This is a genomic window from Pseudoalteromonas sp. APC 3358, from assembly GCF_030408075.1.
GTDB classification, from domain to species: Bacteria; Pseudomonadota; Gammaproteobacteria; order Enterobacterales; family Alteromonadaceae; genus Pseudoalteromonas; species Pseudoalteromonas arctica.
This window is the reverse complement of sequence record NZ_JASDCE010000007.1, coordinates 67,245-87,114: the sequence shown is the minus strand read 5'-3', so window position 1 is coordinate 87,114 and position 19,870 is coordinate 67,245. Positions and strand designations below refer to the sequence as shown.

General features: G+C 40.1%; 12 protein-coding genes. All 12 read left to right on the top strand.

The window, feature by feature from the left end; genetic code table 11:
• The first annotated feature begins 305 nt into the window (after positions 1–305).
• Positions 306–1,901, top strand: a complete 1,596-nt coding sequence (locus tag QL995_RS12390) for an MFS transporter (RefSeq protein WP_007583098.1) — start codon at positions 306–308, stop codon at positions 1,899–1,901.
• Positions 1,898–2,836, top strand: a complete 939-nt coding sequence (locus QL995_RS12385; protein ID WP_290294281.1) for a sugar kinase — start codon at positions 1,898–1,900, stop codon at positions 2,834–2,836. Before QL995_RS12390 ends, QL995_RS12385 begins: the two co-directional genes overlap by 4 nt.
• 9 nt (positions 2,837–2,845) lie before the next feature.
• On the top strand, positions 2,846–3,928 hold the full coding sequence (locus tag QL995_RS12380) for a family 43 glycosylhydrolase (protein WP_290294280.1): 1,083 nt from the start codon (positions 2,846–2,848) through the stop codon (positions 3,926–3,928).
• Positions 3,929–3,940: 12 nt separating this feature from the next.
• Positions 3,941–4,996, top strand: a complete 1,056-nt coding sequence (locus tag QL995_RS12375; protein ID WP_010554502.1) for a UDP-glucose--hexose-1-phosphate uridylyltransferase — start codon at positions 3,941–3,943, stop codon at positions 4,994–4,996.
• Complete coding sequence (gene galK / locus QL995_RS12370; protein ID WP_007582997.1) at positions 4,993–6,147, top strand: galactokinase; 1,155 nt, start codon at positions 4,993–4,995, stop codon at positions 6,145–6,147. Before QL995_RS12375 ends, galK begins: the two co-directional genes overlap by 4 nt.
• A 10-nt stretch (positions 6,148–6,157) precedes the next feature.
• Entirely contained in the window at positions 6,158–7,186 is a 1,029-nt protein-coding gene (galE, locus tag QL995_RS12365) for a UDP-glucose 4-epimerase GalE (protein WP_290294278.1), read from the top strand.
• Positions 7,187–7,253: 67 nt separating this feature from the next.
• Positions 7,254–9,593: an alkaline phosphatase D family protein gene (locus QL995_RS12360; protein ID WP_290294277.1), complete on the top strand. Its 2,340-nt coding sequence runs from the start codon at positions 7,254–7,256 to the stop codon at positions 9,591–9,593.
• A 210-nt stretch (positions 9,594–9,803) separates the two neighbouring features.
• Complete coding sequence (locus QL995_RS12355) at positions 9,804–13,274, top strand: TonB-dependent receptor (RefSeq protein WP_197151462.1); 3,471 nt, start codon at positions 9,804–9,806, stop codon at positions 13,272–13,274.
• Positions 13,275–13,422: 148 nt separating this feature from the next.
• Positions 13,423–14,697, top strand: coding sequence for a family 16 glycosylhydrolase (locus tag QL995_RS12350; RefSeq protein ID WP_290294276.1), 1,275 nt, complete (start codon positions 13,423–13,425; stop codon positions 14,695–14,697).
• A gap of 4 nt (positions 14,698–14,701) precedes the next feature.
• A complete protein-coding gene (locus QL995_RS12345; RefSeq protein WP_197151467.1) occupies positions 14,702–16,387 on the top strand; it encodes a sodium:solute symporter family protein in 1,686 nt (561 codons plus the stop codon).
• The gene (locus tag QL995_RS12340; protein ID WP_290294273.1) at positions 16,377–17,591 is read left to right on the top strand and encodes a glycoside hydrolase; all 1,215 of its coding nucleotides are present in this window, start codon (positions 16,377–16,379) and stop codon (positions 17,589–17,591) included. The genes QL995_RS12345 and QL995_RS12340 overlap by 11 nt, the downstream gene beginning before the upstream one ends.
• Entirely contained in the window at positions 17,584–19,869 is a 2,286-nt protein-coding gene (locus QL995_RS12335; RefSeq protein WP_290294272.1) for an FAD-dependent oxidoreductase, read from the top strand. Before QL995_RS12340 ends, QL995_RS12335 begins: the two co-directional genes overlap by 8 nt.
• Position 19,870: the final 1 nt, after the last annotated feature.

Genomic DNA, 19,870 nt, shown 5'->3' with positions numbered 1-19,870 from the left:
AATTTAACATACCATACAACAAAAAAACAAAATTGAATATTGTTGACAATGTGCAATTTGTGTTTTTGTGTGTCATTTATAATAAACTTTTGATTTTGTTTAACTAATTTTTAATGTTAATTGTAAAAGAATTTAAGTTAAAGCATGATTTCTTAAAATAGATGTTGCAAGTGCGTTAATTTTGAAATAGTCTCGAAGTTATTACCCATGGTTAATTGTTAACAATGTTGGGTTTTGACACTAGCACTCGCTTTATTCTCTATATAAAGCAACACACAATGATAACAACAAAGTTGGATAGAAGTATGAATGGTAGTAAACGTAATGTGTTTTTCTTTGCATTTATTGTCGCCTTTGGCGGCTTTATATTTGGATTAGACGCTGCTCTTATTTCAGGTACGGTTCGTTTTGTATCGGCAGAATTCAATTTATCAGACATTCAAATAGGCACTGTAGTGAGTGCGCCTGGTTTTGGTGTGCTATTTGCTTTAGTCATTACCGGTTACATATGCAATATGTTTGGCCGAAAAAATACTTTAATAGGCATTGCGTTTATATACATACTGTCGGCAATTGCATCGGTTTTCGCGCCAAGTTACGAGCTATTAGTTGCTGCTCGTTTTATAGGTGGATTAGCATTCACGTCTTTATCGGTCGCTGCTATGTATATAGGCGAAGTTGCACCGTCTAAGTACCGTGGTAAATTAGTGTCTATGATTCAAATAAATATTGTTGTTGGATTATCCGCAGCGTATTTTGCTAACTACTTACTTGTTGATTTAGCTCACAGTAATTTTGAGTGGGTAACACAGTGGAATGTACAAGATAATTTATGGCGCTGGATGCTAGGCGTTGAGATTATTCCTGCTATTTTATGGTTTTTATTATTATTTACTATTCCTCAAAGCCCGCGTTGGTTAGTTATGAAAGGCAACGAAACACGCGCTATAACTATCTTGCATCGTTTAAATAAAAATACTGAATTGGCCCAAGAGCAACTTAAGAGTATTAAAGAGAGCTTGGTTGATTACAGCGAAACAGGTGGGTATTTTTCTTCATTTAAACAACTACTCGAAAGTCGTGTTCGCGCCGCTGTCATTATTGCTTTTACTATTGCTATTGTGCAGCAAGTGACGGGGATTAACGCCATAATGTTTTATGCTCCAACGGTGTTTGAACAACTGGGAGTCGGCACTGATGCGGCTTTTTTTAACGCTGTTTTAATTGGTTTAGTCAGTATTGTATTTACTGTGGTAGCTATTGCTTTGATAGATAAGTTAGGGCGCAGACCCCTTGTTATTTGGGGATTAGCAGCTGCAACAATTAGTTTGTTTATGTGTTATTTAGGCTTTAGCCAGGCAGAGTATAGTTTGTCGGCTGAAGATATAGCCTCGTTTTCAGCGTTAAACTCTATTACAGGACTGGAGCACATAATTGGTACTGTGTATCACAGTGATATTGAATTTAAGCAAGCACTAGCGAGCGTACTTACTGCTTCGCAACAGCAATTATTTGAAAGCGATTTAATTTCACGCGCAGCAACTATAAACGCGCCACTTATATCATTTGGTATAGCGGGCTTTATTGCAGCCTTTCACTTTTCGATTGGGCCAATTATGTGGGTGATATTTTCTGAAATATTCCCGACTCGTATTCGAGGTGTGGCCATTCCTACCTTTGCATTTATTGCCAGTGTAATTAGCTATTTTGTTCAGCAGTTTTTCCCATGGCAGCTAAGTAATTTAGGCGCTGCAAACATCTTTTTACTTTATACCGTATCGGGTGTAGCCGGCTTTGCATTGTTATTTAAGTTTATGCCAGAGACTAAAAATAAATCGATAGAAGAAATTGAAGTCTACCTAGAAGGCCTACACACTAAAAAAGTACAGGAGGGTGTGTGAGTACTTTACTTGCTATTGGCGAATGTATGGTTGAGCTAGTACCAACAGGTATTAGCGAATGCAAGCAGTCATTTGCGGGCGATACTTACAATGCTCTTGTGTATGCAAAGCGTTTTGCTAACACACTAAATTGCGCGCTATTTACAGCTGTAGGTAGCGACGTACTGAGTGCCAATATGCTCAAATGTTGGCAAAAAGAAGGTATTAGCACGCAAAACGTGATTACAACAGCAGGCTATAACGTGGGTATTTACGCTATTTCAACGGATGCTGATGGTGAGCGAAGCTTTGATTATTGGCGTAATCAATCAGCAGCGAAGCATATGATGAGTTTATATACTCAAAAGCCATTTAATTTAGGTTTGAAAGAATCAGACTGGGTGTTTTTCAGTGGCATTAGTTTAGGTATTTTAGATGATGAATCTAAACAAGGTTTACTCACATTATTAGCTGATCTTAAAAAACAAGGCTGCACAATTGCGTTCGACCCTAATTATCGCGCGCGTATGTGGCAATCAAAAAGCCACGCTATTGAATGGCTAGAGCGTGCTTATGCGCTTAGTAATGTAGTTTTACCAGGTCTTGATGATCACCGTGTGTTATTCGGTCATTCAAGCAGTGCAGAGATTGTTAAGTACTGTACACAATTTGATATCGACGAAATTGTTATTAAAGCTGGTAGTGCCGGGATGCAGGTTTATTGCAAAGATGATCTTAAAGCGTCATGTCCGTTTACACCCGCTGCAAAGCAAGTTGATAGTACAGCGGCAGGTGACTCATTTGCGGGAACCTACTTAGCCGCCAGAATGTGCGCTCAAACCCCTCAAAATGCATTAGAAATGGCTGACAGTGTTGCCTCACAAGTTGTGCAGCATCAAGGCGCGATTTTACCTCTTGACGTATACCAGTCGCTAAATATAAGCCTAGGTAAGTAAGGAATTAACATGTCTGATAAAAAATTAAGTTTAGCAAGTAAGCGTGCAATAGAGCGTGGCTACGATAAATATGGCCCGCAGTGGCTGACAGAATTTGATGTGGAACCGTTGCTGGGTGATTTTGCCTATGAAGAAGGGGTTATACGTCGCGATCCTTCATCTGTTTTATACATTGATGGTGTTTATCATTGTTGGTACACCAAAGGTGAGGGGGAAACAGTTGGTTTTAATGCACAAAACTCAAGTGCAAAAGTGTTTCCTTGGGATTTAACGCAAGTTTGGCATGCAACGTCAAAAGACAGCATAACGTGGCAAGAACAAGGGGTCGCTGTGAGTCGAGGTGACGCTGGTAACTATGACGATCGCGCTATTTTTACCCCTGAAGTATTTGCGCATCAAGGTAAGTATTACTTGGTGTATCAAACGGTACAAACACCGTACACCAATCGCCAATATGAGCATATTGCTATAGCGCATTGCGATACCCCTTTTGGTCCTTGGATTAAATCACCTGAACCTATTGTTAGCCCAAGTAAAGATGGTCAATGGCTTGGTGATGAAGATAATCGCTTTGCAGTAACAGCTAAAGGTAGTTTTGATAGCCATAAAGTACACGATCCGTGTTTGGTGTTTTTTAATAACAAATTTTACTTGTATTACAAAGGTGAGACCCAAGGTGAGGGAATGAACTTTGGTGGTCGTGAAATTAAACACGGTGTTGCTATTGCTGATGATGTATTAGGGCCTTATGTTAAATCGCCTTACAACCCTATTTCTAATAGCGGTCATGAGGTCGTTGTTTGGAATTACAAAGGTGGTATTGCTAGTTTGCTAACAACCGATGGCCCTGAAAAAAATACTATTCAATTTGCTCAGGACGGTATTAATTTTGAAATTATGGCGCATATAAAAGGCGGTCCAGAAGCAATTGGCTTATATAGACCTGCACAAGGGTTTGATCAAAACACAGCGCCAGGCATTAGTTGGGGCTTGTGCCATAAATACGATGCCAGTTGGAACTGGAACTATATTTGTCGTTTTACTCCTCGTAAGCAAGTGCTCGACGCCGGTACCTTTCAAAACAGTAACTAGGGAAAGTAAACAATGAGTGAGCAACAAAATCAATTTGACCCGACAGAGCATCCACATCGGCGTTTAAACCCATTATTAAATGAATATGTGTTGGTGTCGCCACACAGGGCTAAACGCCCATGGCAAGGTCAAGAAGAAAGTGTAGATATTGAGGTTAAACCAGAATACGACGAAAGCTGCTTTTTATGTAAAGGCAATACGCGTATTAACGGCGAAGTAAATCCAGATTACAAAAACACCTTTGTGTTTACTAATGACTTTGCCGCCTTGCGTGAAGGTGTGCCTGATGTGGAGCAAACCGATCCCCTATTTAGCATGCATACAGAGCGTGGCACTGCGCGTGTTATTTGTTTTTCGCCTAATCATGCAAAAACACTACCAGAGCTCAGTGTTTCGCAAATTACAAATGTAGTAAGCACATGGCAAGAGCAATGCCAAGAGTTATCAAAAACTTACAACTGGGTTCAGGTGTTTGAAAATAAAGGCGCTGTAATGGGATGCTCTAACCCGCATCCACATGGTCAAATTTGGGCACAAAATAAATTACCGAGTTTGGTTGCACGTAAACATACAAACCTTAGTAACTATTATAAACAGTATGGCAGTAGTTTATTGCTCGATTACGCAAAACGTGAGATGGAATTAAATGAACGCGTAGTATGTGTAAACGATGATTGGCTTGTGGTTGTTCCTTATTGGGCTGCATGGCCATTTGAAACACTGCTATTACCTCGGTTTGCGATTACTCAAATGATAGAGCTGACAGACGCTCAACAAAGTACTCTAGCTGAAATTATTAAAAATGTAACAACTCGTTACGACAACTTATTTCAGTGCTCGTTTCCTTACTCTATGGGCTGGCATGGCGCGCCTTATGATGGTCAAAGCCACTTATTTTGGCAATTACATGCGCAGTTTTTACCGCCATTACTACGATCAGCCAGTGTTAAAAAATTTATGGTTGGTTACGAGATGATGGCCGAAGCACAGCGCGATATAACGCCAGAGCAAGCTGCCACTATTTTGAAGAAACAATCACTAACGCATTATAAAGAGAACACTAAATGAATGTTGAACAAAGCGCACGGTTAGCTTTTTCAAACCACTTTGGACGCGATGCCGACTTTGTTGTCAAAGCCCCAGGGCGTGTTAATTTAATTGGTGAGCACACCGATTACAATGACGGTTTTGTACTGCCTTGTGCCATTGAATACGCTACTTACATTGCAGTGTCCCCTCGAACTGACGATGTAGTAAATGTACTTGCACTTGATTGCGATAACCAAACCGACAACTTTTTAGTAAATAAACCGCTTAATAGCCACAGTACGCAAACGTGGAGTAATTATGTTCGCGGCGTAGTTGATGAACTGCAAAAACGAAATCATAAACTCAGTGGCTGCGATATATGCATCACAGGTAATGTCCCGCAAGGAGCTGGTCTGAGTTCATCGGCTGCACTTGAGGTAGGTATTGCTTATGCATTTAATCACTTATGCGAACTGTTTATTGAGCGAAAAGACATAGCCAAAATTGCACAAGCAGCCGAAAACAATTTTGTGGGCTGCAACTGTGGAATTATGGATCAGCTTATATCGGCGTGTGGTCAGCAAGGACAAGCATTGGGTATAGATTGCCGCTCACTTGATTTAATTGAAGTGAGTATTGACCCAAAGATGACTATTTTAATGGTTAACTCAAACGTTAAACGAGGCTTGCTTGATAGTGAATATAATTTACGCCGAGAACAATGTTATGCAGGAGCAGAAGCCTTGTCTAAACCGAGCTTGCGGGAAGTAAGTATTGGTGAGTACGAAAGTAAAAAGCATACCCTTGACCCAAGTGTAGCTAAACGTGTTGAGCATATAGTGTATGAAAATGTGCGCACATTAGAAGCTATGCAAGCTTTTACTAATAACGATATCGCCAAACTAAGCACACTAATGGCACAAAGCCATGCTTCTATGCGGGATTTGTTCGAAATAACCACCTCCCAAATCGACACTCTTGTTAATATTATCGCAAAAGTAATTAACGAACACGGCGGCGTAAGAATGACGGGCGGTGGCTTTGGTGGTTGTGTAGTGGCGTTTGTTCCTAATTTTTTGGTAGAGAATGTAATTAGTGCTATTGAAACGCAGTACGAGCAACAAACAGGATTAAAAGAAACGATTTACACAAGCGTACCTTCAGCTGGTGTATCACTTATAAGAGCATAAGGACAATCTAATGAAAAAAGTACTGGTAACAGGAGGCGCGGGATATGTTGGCAGCCACACTGTTTTAAGCTTATTAAAAGATGGTTTTGACGTAGTAGTAATAGACGATTTAAGTAACTCGAGTCGTGAATCGCTAACTCGCGTAGAAGCGTTATCAAAGCGAAAAGTTGAATTTATTCACGCCAGTTTACTTGATAACGATAAGTTGTCTGCCACGTTTAGCGAGCATACATTTGATTCGGTTATTCACTTTGCAGGTTTAAAAGCGGTAGGCGAATCCATAGAAAAACCACTTGAGTATTATTATACCAACTTGGTGTCGACCTTAAATTTATGCCAATGCATGCTTAAATATAATGTTAATAAACTCGTGTTTAGCTCATCAGCTACAGTTTATGGACAAGGCGCCTCGGTGCCTTATACCGAAAGTTTACCTCTAGGGCGTGCAGCAAGCCCGTATGGGCAAACAAAGGTAATGATTGAGCAAATACTACAAGAAATAGTAGCCTCAAATACCGGTTTGCAAGTAGCAAGCTTACGCTACTTTAATCCTATTGGCGCAGATATTAGCGGCCAAATAGGAGAAGACCCATTAGGTATTCCTAACAATTTAATGCCCTTTATTGCTCAAGTTGCTGTAGGTAAACGTGACAAATTAGCCATTTATGGAGGCGATTACCCTACTGAAGACGGCACATGCGAGCGTGACTATATACACGTTAGTGATTTAGCCAATGGTCATATTAAAGCCCTTAAATGGCTTGGCGAGCAACACCACAGCTTATATGAAGCATTTAACTTAGGCACTGGTACTCCTTATTCTGTGCTTGGCATAGTAAAAGCATTTATTGAGTATACCGGAGTTGATATTAACTTTGACATTGTAAAGCGCCGCGATGGCGACTTAGCTGCTTTTTGGGCTGATTCATCTAAAGCTCAGGGTGTTTTAGGCTGGCAATGTAAGTATACCCTTGCAGACATGATGAAAGACACGTGGCGCTGGCAAAGTAATAACCCTAATGGCTACCTGAATGCATAACCCCCTTATGTAAAAACACTGTCTACACAAGGCGTCTTATTAACACACAATAATAAAGGTGACTAAAATGAAACGCAGAGGTTTTTTAAAACTCAGCGCCGGCCTACTAAGTTCAAGTATGTTAGGTGGTTGCAGCGGTTTATTTGCATCATACCGAGGTGACTTAACCTCAACTGCACCATTAGATAATACAAATTTAAGCAAGCAAGTGTGGCTCGGTAAGCATTTTTGGGGGAACAGACTCCAAGACTGGCAACGCATAGGTAATGAGCTTTTATGTACTCGAGAAGAAAAAGATTTTGAAGCGCGTACCGTATCGTTACTCACCAGGCAGCTTAATAGCTCTTTACAAAGTGGGCGTATAAAAGCCACCGTACGTAATTTAACGCCGAACGAAAAAGGCTTTTGTGGATTTTTATTAGGGATTGGTAAAGGTGAACTAACAGCTAAAGGTGCTGCTTTAGCGCAGCGAGCTGGTGGCGAAAATGGCGGAATAATTGCGGCCTTTGACAGTTTAGGTAAATTATCATTTAGACAGTTTGATGATGAAAGCAAAGCCCTTAATTTTACTATTATTAATCGTACTCCATTTAATATACAACAATATAAAAGCGGCGATAAAATAACACTCGATTGCCATTTAGACCCAATAGATGCAAACCATTTTGATATTCGTCTTGTGGCAAGTAACACAAATACTGCCCAGGAGTTAGGATTTGCAGTACTTCACAAAGTCCCCGCAGATCAACTGCAAGGAGGTATTTCGTTATTAAGCTCCTCAGAGCCTTTTGTAGCAGGCGCTCGTTGGGGGTTTAGTGATATTGAAACCGGTGGAGGTAAAATAACTCTAAATAATGCCAACACCTTAGGCCCCGTTATGGGGTGTATGTATAGCGTTAATCAGCAGGTACTCAAGTTATCTTGTCAGTTAATGCCTATTAATATTAAAAAGTTCTCACGCGTGGAGCTGCAATATCAGTTTGAAAACCAATCGGATTGGCAATATGCAAGTACAGCAAAAATTGAAGATGGTTTTGTAGCAAGGTTTAGATTAAGTAATTGGGATTATTTAAAACAAGCTCAATACAGAATTGTTAACCCACAAAAGCCTGATGACACTTTATATTCTGGAACTATTGCTAAGGACCCACAAAGTAGTAAAGAATTTACGATTGCATTGTACTCTTGTATTATTCCTACTTCTAAAAGCTTAGACAACACACATTACACACGCCTTATTAGTAGCGAGCGCGATTTAGGACGTTACACCAAAGACAATATTTTATTTCCTCACACTGAACTTGTAGAAAATGCTAATTACCACAACCCTGATATGTATGTCTTTTGTGGCGATCAGTACTACGAAACATACCCGACTCGCTATGGTCGCCACACCAAAGATGCCAAACTAGATACCTTATATAAATGGTACTTATGGTACTGGGCGTTTGCCGATAGTATAAAAGATAAGCCTACACTTGTTTTAGTTGATGACCATGATGTGCTGCAAGGTAACTTGTGGGGCGATGGTGGCGATCACTCCGATATGCTAAAAGAGGAAGACGGCGGTTATAAGTGGGACAAAGACCTTGTTAGAATGATCTACCGTATGCAAAATGGGCATAATCCGGACCCTTATGATCCCACACCGATAAAATATGATATTCCGGTTAGTTATGCTGCATTTGAATATGGTGGTATTAGTTTTGCGATGGTTGAGGATCGTAAATTTAAAACGCCACCTGACTACAAAGCGAATAAGCTTGCCACAACGGGTGAGTTATTAGGTAAACGCCAAGAAGCCTTTTTAAAAGACTGGCAAACTATGCACCCGGGTAAACCTAAAATATGTATTACAGCTTCCATGTGGGGGTCGCCTCAAACCGATGAAAATGGCAAAGCATTAATAGATTACGATGCAAATGGCTACCCGGCTGATGGGCGTACACGCGCAGTAAAACTAGTAAGTGACGCTAACGCATTAGTAATTGCGGGAGATCAACACCTCGGATTGCTTGCCTATCAAGGAATCAATACTTTTGATGATGGCAGCTTGTTTTTTGCAGGCCCAGCTAGCGCAGCATTTTGGCAGCGATGGTTTGAACCCCACGCACCTTTACCAAATCAGCGAAACAACGACAAAAACACCGGTGATTTTACCGACACGTTTGGCAATAAAATGCGAGTTCTAGCGGCAGCTAACCCTAAAGTTACGCATAAACTTTTTGCTAAACAAAATACAACGTGGGGTAAGTTTTTAGCTGACAGAAACTTAAAAAGTGAAGGTTATGGGATTATTAAAATAAACCATGCAAAAAAATATTATCAATTAGAGTGCTGGGAGTGGAATACAGATCCATCAACAGAAAAGCAGTTTACTGGTTGGCCGTATATAAAAGAATTTTGATTAGGCTAGAACTATTGACGATAAACTCTGTGTAAATATTTACTTTAAAACTGTTACTTAAGAGCAATTTAATGCTTAGGCATTAAGTTGCTTTTTTATAATCAAATAAATATTGTTAACAAAATACAGTTGACAATTGTTTGGTTATTATATTATTGTTTACAAAAGATTAACCTGACAACATAATAATACCTTAGAAAGGGAACACACATGACAATCATCAACAAAGCGTTCAAGTTGAGCGCGATTACAGCTGCAGTACTTGCAACACAATTGGTTTACGCCAAGCAAGACGAAAGCACACAAGAAAAACCGAAAGTAGAAGCCGATATTGAAATAATTGAAGTCAGCGGGTTAGCCGCCAGTCTTAAAAAATCTATTAATGATAAGCGTTTTGCTGAAAACGTTGTTGACTCCATAAACGCTGAAGACATTGGTAAGTCCACTGATCAAAACATCGCTGATGCGCTTTCGCGTGTAACTGGTGTATCAGTACAATCCGTTGATGGTGAAGGTGCACGAATATCTGTGCGTGGTGCTAACTCACAACAAAACAATATTAGCATGAATGGTGTGCAATTAGGTTCTACAGGTTTTAGCCAAGGCGTAGACTTATCGCAGTATTCATCCGATATTTTATCTAAAATTGAAGTGGTAAAAACACCGAGTGCAGATCATGAAGAGGGTTCGCTAGGCGCAAATATCAATCTTTCGACTACAAAGCCGCTTGATTTAAATTATGAAATTTCCACTATGACTTTAGAAGGCAGGTACAACGATTTATCTGATAAAGAAAATTATAAAATATCGGGTACGATGTCGAAAAAGCTTTTTGACGATACCTTTGGCGTGGTTTTTACTGCAGTTAAAGAGACTAACGAATACCGAAAAGACCAATACTCTGCTACAGAGTGGACAGCAGTTCAGTCGCCTTTAGCAACAGATACAAATGGCAACGTTGTTGAAAATGCGGTAGGTATTACACCTCGTTTAGTTAATTATCAGCTTTTTGATAGTCAAAATGACCGCACCAGTATTAACTTAGGTTTGCAGTGGCGAGCAAGTGAAAACACAGAGTTTAACTTTAACGCAAACCTTGCAAAACAAGACGTTAATAACTCAATGCATGGTATTAATACGCGCTCAATGGAAACTAAAAACTTAGTTGAAGGTGAAGACCCAGGCCTTTCTGGCGTGACAGCTAAATTTACTGATCCTGAAGCTAGCTGGCGTACAATCGATTTAAAAACGAATACATTTACTAAGTTTATCAACCGCTTTGGTAACGGTGGTTTAGTGCAGTCAGAAGGTGAATTTGAAAATAAAAACCAAGTTTACTCACTTGATATGAATCACGGTTTTAGTGACTCATTTTCGATGGAAGCTGGCGTTGGGTACTCTAAAACGCAGCAAATACCAGAAAACTCAGTGTACGTTGCACTGCAAAATTTTGCCAATATTAGTGCATGGAGCTTAGTAAATGTGCCACCAGAGGATATGGAGCCTGTTGGTTATGACTGTACAGCAGGCGGTCCGTGTAAATTAGTTACAGGCACCGGCTTAATTGATTACGGCGAAAACGACACTTTTGGTGACCCAACAAATCTATGGGATAACTACAGCACCACGGGATTTAATCCGGATGAGCTAAAAGCGCAGCATTTATCGTACATGGGCAGAACCCTCAACGAAGTCGAAGATGAACAAAAGTCGCTCTTTGTCGATTTTGATTACGTGCTTGACACAAGCTATGTACGCTCAATTGAATTTGGTGCAAAATGGTCAAAACGTACAAAATATGTAGATGCTCAGCAAGGAGCCTTTAATAGTGTAGGCGAGGGGGTTGTAGTTATAAACCCTGCAACAGGCCAACCTGCAGTACTTGGTAGCGGTTTAAGAGATATTTCTGGTGATTTAATAACCAACGGTGAAGGGTTTCCTGTTGACGATTTTATGGCTGATTTAGGTTATGGCCGCGACAATGTAACCGATGGGTGGAATCGATTTTCGGCTTTTAAAGCATTTGAAGTAGCTTTAGGGAGTCCAGAAGTTGCTTTTGCCACAGACGATTCAAACACTCGCAATACAGAGCTAGATAACTTAGCATTTTACACCAAGCTAAATTTTGAATTAGCAGATGGACGTGTTACAGGTGATGTGGGTGTGCGTTATGTAAAAACGACTGTAGAAGTGCAAGGTGCATCGGGTGTACAGTTTGCATTTGACCCTTCAAATAATGCTCGTTTAATGGATCCATTTAAATTAGCAGAGTTGCGTGATACTAGCTTACCACTGTGTGCTGCAACGCAATTTTATGGTGCAGATTACAACGAAGAAATACGCTGGTCGAGAACCGATGGTCTAGGCTACGACACGAAAGGCACTATTGATAAATCAGACGATGTGGCTATTCCTGCTCAAGGCGCGTGTCATGATCCTAACGCTGTACGTGGTAATCCAAATGAATCTGAGTGGTGGTTATGGCGCCATTCTGATGTATCAACCGAAAAAAACTGGATATATGGCGAGCGTAAATTTGATGCAAATGGAAACTTATTACCAACAGAAGACAGAAGCTTACGCTCGTTTGCAGTAACTGGTGAGCACGACTACGATTTGTTTTTACCCAGTATCAATATTAACTACTTGCAAAGTGAAGACACCATTATTCGTTTTGCAGCATCTAAAACAATGGCTCGTCCACAAATAGATTCACTACGTCCTGGTTTTAAAGTAAGAGAAACACAATGGGGCGGTGAAAACCGTAACAACTCAATTACGCTTACCAATCCTAAACTCGATCCACTTGAATCAATAAACCTTGATTTATCATATGAATGGTATTTCAACGATTCGGGATTATTAGCAGCATCATTATTTTATAAAGACATGACAAACTTTGAAGAGTCTGAAACGATTGTTACCTACATGGATGACCTACGTGGAGTGGGACTCGAAGAGGGCGAATCTTATAACCCAGACGATTTAGTACTTATTGCAGGCCAAGATAGCTTAGAAAAATGTATGCCTAAGCGTTTTCAAGGTGGCCAGGATTATCAAAAAGAGTGGATGTATTCGGGCGACTTAGAGCAAATGTGTGCCAAATTTAACACCACCCGAATTAAAAATGGTAAAGGGGCAAGTATTAAAGGGTTAGAGCTTCAATATATGCAGACCTACGATAACTTACCTGGTATTTGGTCGGGCCTCGGCTTGCAGGCTAACTATACATTTCAAGACAGTAAGTACGATCAAGAAGTATCATCTATTGATGACAGCGTAAAACTACCTTCATTAGCGGTAGCGTATACACCAGAGCACAGCTACAACGTAACAGGTTTTTGGGAAAAAGACGGACACCAAATTCGTTTAGCGTATCAAGGCACTACAGATCAACTTGTACAACGCTCATGGGAAAACGGATCGCTGTGGGAAGAAGGACGTAAAACACTCGATTTTTCTGCAAGTTATAAAGTAAATAACTACATGACTGTATCGTTACAGGTAGCTAACGTAACTGATGAAGGCGTAAGACAATACTTTACCAGTCGTTTCTTAAATGCTGGTGGCCAAACGTTTTCTGAAGGCAGCCCGCTTGAAGGCGATGCAACTAAATCACGTACTGTTTACGCATATAAAACAGGCCGGACATTGAGACTTAATACCCGTATTAATTTCTAAATTTTTAATCTAATAAAAAGCCCGCAGCATTTCTGCGGGCTTTTTTATTTTTTTAATAAAAATTGTGTCATTTTGATTTCTCAAGACAATACCTAGCATGAAATAAAACTTATAACTCGTTAGATAAAACAACAATAAAGGGTAAAACATGTTTAAAGTATTTTCTAAATGTACGCTGGCAACAATAGTTGTCACATCGTTTTTTGCTGGTGCTGATCAACCACGCGAACTTGACTCCTCAACATGGCAATTACAGTGGAATGATGAGTTTAATTATGCGAATGCTGAATTAGATAAAAACTGGGTCTCTCAAAATGGGCCGACAGAAAACCCATGGGTATTAAGTAGTCGCTGGCGCGATAATGCACAAGTTAAAGACGGAATACTGCACTTATTAGCGAAGAAAGAACCTCGAGGTGGCCAAGACTGGACGACAGGTAATATTTGGTCAAAACGCTCATTTCATTATGGCTACTTTGAAGCTCGCTTTAAATATGCCGGTGCCTATGGCACGAATAACTCATTTTGGTTTTGGCCAAAACAAGGGGTTAAAGATGGCTTAAAGGCATGCGAGATTGATATTAATGAAGGCCATTTCCCTAATATAATTAATACCAACGTACATAACTGGACCGATACTTATACACTACCAAATGGCCGTGTTACTCACAGTGATAACCAGTTACACCACACTTTAATCGGCAAGCCTGATCACACTGTTGAGTTTAACAAGCCAGTTAAAACTAAAAAAATACGATTAACATCGACTAATCCTACGTCTCTTCATATTTCTGAATTTAGAGTCTTTGCGCCTAGCGCTCAATACCCTGATGCATTTGACGAAGAAAAAATAAAGAATATAGGTAATTTAGCGCAAGCTGACGATGTTTCTATAAAAACGAATGGGTTATTTAATAAGTTAATATCAGAAGAGTCTTTTGCTATTGATGGTAATCCGCAAACACGCTGGGTGTCAGAAAAACATGGTGAAAAGTTTTTAGAACTCAGTTGGGATAAGTCGCATGAAATTGGCGCTATTCAATTTATTAATGGTTGGCTGCAAGAGCATGGTGTTGATAAAGGTGCTTATCGCAATTTAATTTCCGATTACAACATCGAGTATCACGATGGAAAGAATTGGCAAAAAATCACCTCATATAATGCCGCTGACGTTGCTGATTTTTCAAAAGAGTTTCATACCTATGGACTTGAATGGGATAAAGATTACTTTAATTTTTATTTTGACGGTGAACTCTATTACACAATGAGAAATGATGTCTGCTTTAGTGAAACAACGATGTTATTTAGTTTAGCTATTTTAAAAGCGGCGATTGCAGGTCCTGTAAGTGATGATATTGATGGTACCAGCATGGCGATAGATTGGGTTAGGTACTACACCCGAAAAGAAAATAGCGAGGACTAAGGCTATGCATATTATTGATATAAGTGTAGTCGTTATATTTTCTTTATTGATCATTGGGTGTGGCTTAAGTTTTTCTGCTGCTGGAAAGAATATGAAAAGCTTTTTCTCTGCGGGAGGTGCGCTACCTTGGTGGATGAGTGGGTTGTCACTGTTTATGAGTTTCTTCTCGGCAGGTACGTTTGTTGTATGGGGAGCTATTGCATATAAGCATGGCTGGGTGGCGATTACTATTCAATGGACTATGTGTTTAGCAGGGGTGTTGATTGCTTTATTTATTGCGCCTAAATGGCAGAAAACCGGTGTATTAACCGCAGCCGAATTTATTAAGCAGCGCCTTGGCTTAAATGTACAAAGAACTTATACCTATATTTTTCTCTTAATTGCGAGCTTTTCGACTGGTGCTTTTTTATATCCAGTGGCAAAAATAGTTGAAGTCGCTACGGGTTTATCTCTTGAATATACCGTCATCATTTTAGGACTATTGATCTTAGCCTATACCGCTGTTGGCGGTTTATGGGCGGTGATAATTACCGACATTTTGCAATTTGTGGTGCTCACTGCAGCGGTATTAATTGTGGTACCGCTATCATTTGAGGCGATTGGCGGCATTGAGAACTTTATCGACAAAGCACCTGATGATTTTTTTAACTTAGTAAATGATGAGTATTCATGGGAGTTTATCTTTGCCTTTGGACTCTATAACTTATTTTTTATTGCTGGTAACTGGTCTTATATTCAACGCTTCACCAGTGTGAAAACACCAAAGGATGCAAAAAAGGTTGGGGGACTATTTGCGATTCTTTATCTTATTTGCCCAGTAGTTTGGATGTTAGCCCCGATGATTTACCGAACGATGAACCCCAATCTAGTTGGGTTTGAAAGTGAAGGGGCTTATTTGCAAATGTGCAAAGAAGTATTGCCAGTAGGGATGCTTGGATTAATGCTAGCAGGAATGGTATTTGCGACATCAAGCTCAATTAACACGTCTTTAAACATCGCCGCAGGTGTTATCAGTAATGACATATATAAAAATATAAAACCAGATGCTTCCCAAGCTACGCTAGTCAAGGTCGGTCGAATTGCAACTGGCGTACTCGGTCTAATTACGATTATTGTTGCGTTACTAATTCCCTTACTTGGTGGTGTAGTTGAAGTGGTAATGACCATGGCTGCGCTCACTGGTGGACCGTTGTTTTTGCCACCCATTTGGTTGCTTTTTTCTCGTTATCAAACTGGGAAAACGATTTTAATAACCACTATTTTTAGTTTACTGGTGAATGCTTTTTTTAAGTTTGTGAGTCCTTGGTTATTTGATTTTAGCTTAGATAGAGCGCAGGAGATGATGATGGGGGTGTTATTTCCTGTATTGATGCTGACGGTATTTGAGTTGTACTTAAGAGCACAAAGAAAAACACCTGCGTGTTATGAAAACTACTTAGTCGAATTAAGCCAAATTAAACCGACGGCCGAATTAATAACTCCAGAAAAAAGCGCGGATAACAATCATGGTATTCGAGTTTTAGGGTTTGGTATTCTCTCTACTGGCGCGATTATGCTTTCGTTGGCCGCAATTGCAACCACCGGAAAAATCGAAATAACAGTAATAAGCAGTGGCATTTTTATATTAGGGGGTGTTTTAGTTTTTAAGTTTAGAAGTAAGGCAGTAAAGGTACGTATCAATGAGCAATAGCAATAACAAATTAAAGCAGCAAAGTTACCCATGGGATATTCCAGCTAAAAAACCAGCACGAGAATTGAGTGCAGCAATGTCGAGATTGTATGACAATTATTTAACCCCTCGTCCGGAAGACAATCCTTTATTTACTAGTTTTAAGTACACTGAGCTCACTGGGTTTAGCTATCATAATAATGATGGGACTATTTCAAGACGCGACCCATCTAAAATTATAAAAGTTGATGGTCTTTATTATGTTTGGTACACAAAACGGTGCACTCAATTCCCACCAAAAGGGGCGCAGCGCTGTAATGAGTTGACTCCCTCCACTGATTGGGATTTATCCGAAATTGGCTATGCCATCAGTATTAATGGATTTGACTGGGTTGAACAAGGTATCGCCGTCACTAGGCCCAAGCACCCGCAGTTAGGTTGGCGCTCGGTTAGTACACCAGATATCTTGATTTATGAAAATAAATATTATATTTATTATCAAGCCTTTAATGAAGCTAGCGGTAAGAAAGGTGATCATTGTCCGGTAACACTATCAGTTGCCGATACGCCAGATGGACCGTGGTTGCCACATGGCGAGGTTATTATTGAAAATGGTGAGCCGGGAAGTTGGGATCAATTCTCGATTCATGACCCTTATTTATTAATTTATAACGGAAAAATACATTTATACTATAAAGCCGCCTACGGAGATAGACCCGATTACTTAGTGGGTAATGGCTTGGCAACCGCGAATAATCCTTTTGGGCCTTTTGAAAAACACCCTCTGAACCCTATTTTAAACTCAGGCCACGAAACTACTTATTTTCCATTTAAATCAGGAATAGCTGCTTTTACTATCAGAAATGGCAATGAAAGTAACACCATTCAATATTCACCTGATGGGGTGAACTTTTCGATTGCCGCAGTGACCTCCCTCATGCCAATTGCAGCAGGTCCTTATGTTGCCAATGCATTTGACTGTGCAAGCAAAGCAAACGGGATTGAGTGGGGCTTGTGCCACTTTTCAGACAAACAAGCGCGCAATAAACACAGTTTTTTAGCCAGATTTGATTGTAGTTTAATGGTAAATGAGCTTGAAAAAGAATTAAAAGTCACGGATGTACCTCACCAGCCTAGTGTTTATTTTGCGCAGTCATTAAGCCCAGAATTAAAAAATAAACGCTCATATCAAAAACAAGAAAAAGAGATCAAGAGTTATGATTAAGCAAAACTTTAATGAAGCTGCACGCGAAAATAAGAAACAACAATTAAATACTCAGTTTGTGGTTGCCGGTGGTGGCTTAGCAGGTACATGTGCAGCAATCAGTGCGGCGCGAGCGGGTAGCAAGGTTGTGTTAATTCAAGATCGTCCCGTACTCGGTGGTAATGCGTCAAGCGAAGTAAGATTATGGGCGTTGGGGGCAACATCGCATATGGGCAACAATAATCGCTGGTCACGCGAGGGTGGGGTTATTGATGAAATCATGCTGGACAATCTTAAGTTAAACAGACACGGTAACCCATTAATTTTCGATACCATTTTGCTCGACAAAGTAATTGCCGAAAAAAATATTACCTTGTTGTTAAATACCTCTGTGGTTGATGTAAATAAACAGCACAGCACTAAGATTGCCAGTGTAGAGGCATTTTGCAGTCAAAATTCTACTCATTACATTATTAGTGCGCCGTTATTTTGTGATGCGACCGGTGATGGCCTTGTTGCGTTTAATGCTGGAGCGGGGTTCAGAATTGGTGCTGAATCAAAAGCAGAGTTTGGTGAGCTGTTAGCATCTGATGAAGAGAACATGGAGTTACTTGGCCATACATTATTTTTCTACAGTAAAAAAATGGATCAGCCTATTAGTTACAAAGCCCCTGATTTTGCTTACTCGTATGAACAAATAGAGACGATACCTCGCTGTAAAGATATTGCCGGAAGTGACTCTGGCTGTAAGTTTTGGTGGATAGAATTTGGCGGAATACGCGATACTATTTATGAAACGGAGGATATTAAATGGGAGCTTTGGAAACTCGTTTACGGAATTTGGGACTATATAAAAAATAGCGGCAGGTTTGATGATGTCGAAAATCTAACTTTAGAATGGGTAGGCACAATTCCTGGCAAACGCGAAAGCAGGCGATTTGAAGGGGAATATATGATAAAACAGCAAGATATTATTGAGCAAACCCAGTTCAATGATGCTGTATCTTTTGGTGGATGGGCGATTGATATTCACCCCGCTGAAGGCATATACAGCGAACGACCTCCTTGCTCTCAATATCATTCAAAAGGGGTTTACCAAATACCGTACCGCTGCTTTGTTAGCCGTGATATAGAAAATTTATATTATGCAGGACGAATAATCAGCGCAACACATATGGCGTTTGGTTCAACACGAGTTATGATCACCTGCGCACACGGCGGACAAGCGGTGGGGGCAGCTGCTGCTATGTGTAATAAACTCAATATCACACCCAAAGAGCTATTACAGCCAGAACACATGGCACAGTTACAGCAAAACCTGAACCTAAATGGCCAAAGTATCCCTGGGATCCGTTTAGATAAGCACAATAATTTAGCAGCCCAAGCCTCTATTACTGCATCGAGTGAATTAGTGTTCAATGGTTTTCAACCTAGCGGCAGTAGAATGCAATTAGATTCATCGTGTGCACAGTTGGTTGCTTTTGCAAAAGGCCAAGGACCAACAATTAGCATAACGGTTTTTGCTCATAAAGAGACAGAGCTAACGTGCCAATTACGCACTAGTATCAAGCATGAAAACTATACGCCAGATGTTATAAATAAAACTATCAGTTTGTCTGTCACGGCGGGCGAAAGTACGCTCGAGTTTGATTTTAGTGATTGCAGCTTAGAGATGCAGTACGGGTTCATTTGTTTTTTACAAAACAGTGATATAGAGCTTGCTACCACAGAGCAGCTTATTACGGGCACTATGGTTGTGTTCAATAAAGTTCACAAAGCGGTATCAAATAAAGGCAAACAAACAGTACCTGAAAATAGTGGTCTTGAAGAGTTTGAATTTTGGACACCAGCGCGGCGGCCAAACGGTCAAAATTTGGCAATCGGTATATCTCCTGCCATTCATAATCACCAAGCGACGCAGGTAATTAACGGCTTTGTGAGGCCTTGGCTACAAACGAATGCATGGGTTGCTGATTTAGCAGAACCATCGCCAACCCTAAGGTTAGTATGGCCAGAAAAAGTAACGATGAGGCAAATAGTTCTTTATTTTGATAGTGACTTTGACCATGCGTTAGAAACCGTATTAATGGAGCATAACGAAGACCAGGTACCTTATTGTGTGCAAACCTATACAATTAAAACAGATTCTGGTGAGGTAATTGCACACGTTACGGGTAATTATCAAAGTATTAATAAAATCGATTTAGTAGAGCCTATAACAACGCAACAATTGATACTAGAATTCGCTCATCCATCTAAAAATGTGCCTGCAGCACTGTTTGAAATTCAAATTAAGTAAA

Bases quoted from the DNA above. Each gene is read 5' to 3' on its own strand.
- QL995_RS12335 (WP_290294272.1), top strand. From the start codon at position 17,584: ATGATTAAGCAAAACTTTAATGAAGCTGCACGCGAAAATAAGAAACAA.
- QL995_RS12340 (WP_290294273.1), top strand. From the start codon at position 16,377: ATGAGCAATAGCAATAACAAATTAAAGCAGCAAAGTTACCCATGGGAT.
- QL995_RS12350 (WP_290294276.1), top strand. From the start codon at position 13,423: ATGTTTAAAGTATTTTCTAAATGTACGCTGGCAACAATAGTTGTCACA.
- galE (WP_290294278.1), top strand. From the start codon at position 6,158: ATGAAAAAAGTACTGGTAACAGGAGGCGCGGGATATGTTGGCAGCCAC.
- QL995_RS12345 (WP_197151467.1), top strand. From the start codon at position 14,702: ATGCATATTATTGATATAAGTGTAGTCGTTATATTTTCTTTATTGATC.
- QL995_RS12375 (WP_010554502.1), top strand. From the start codon at position 3,941: ATGAGTGAGCAACAAAATCAATTTGACCCGACAGAGCATCCACATCGG.
- QL995_RS12355 (WP_197151462.1), top strand. From the start codon at position 9,804: ATGACAATCATCAACAAAGCGTTCAAGTTGAGCGCGATTACAGCTGCA.
- QL995_RS12360 (WP_290294277.1), top strand. From the start codon at position 7,254: ATGAAACGCAGAGGTTTTTTAAAACTCAGCGCCGGCCTACTAAGTTCA.
- QL995_RS12390 (WP_007583098.1), top strand. From the start codon at position 306: ATGAATGGTAGTAAACGTAATGTGTTTTTCTTTGCATTTATTGTCGCC.
- QL995_RS12380 (WP_290294280.1), top strand. From the start codon at position 2,846: ATGTCTGATAAAAAATTAAGTTTAGCAAGTAAGCGTGCAATAGAGCGT.
- galK (WP_007582997.1), top strand. From the start codon at position 4,993: ATGAATGTTGAACAAAGCGCACGGTTAGCTTTTTCAAACCACTTTGGA.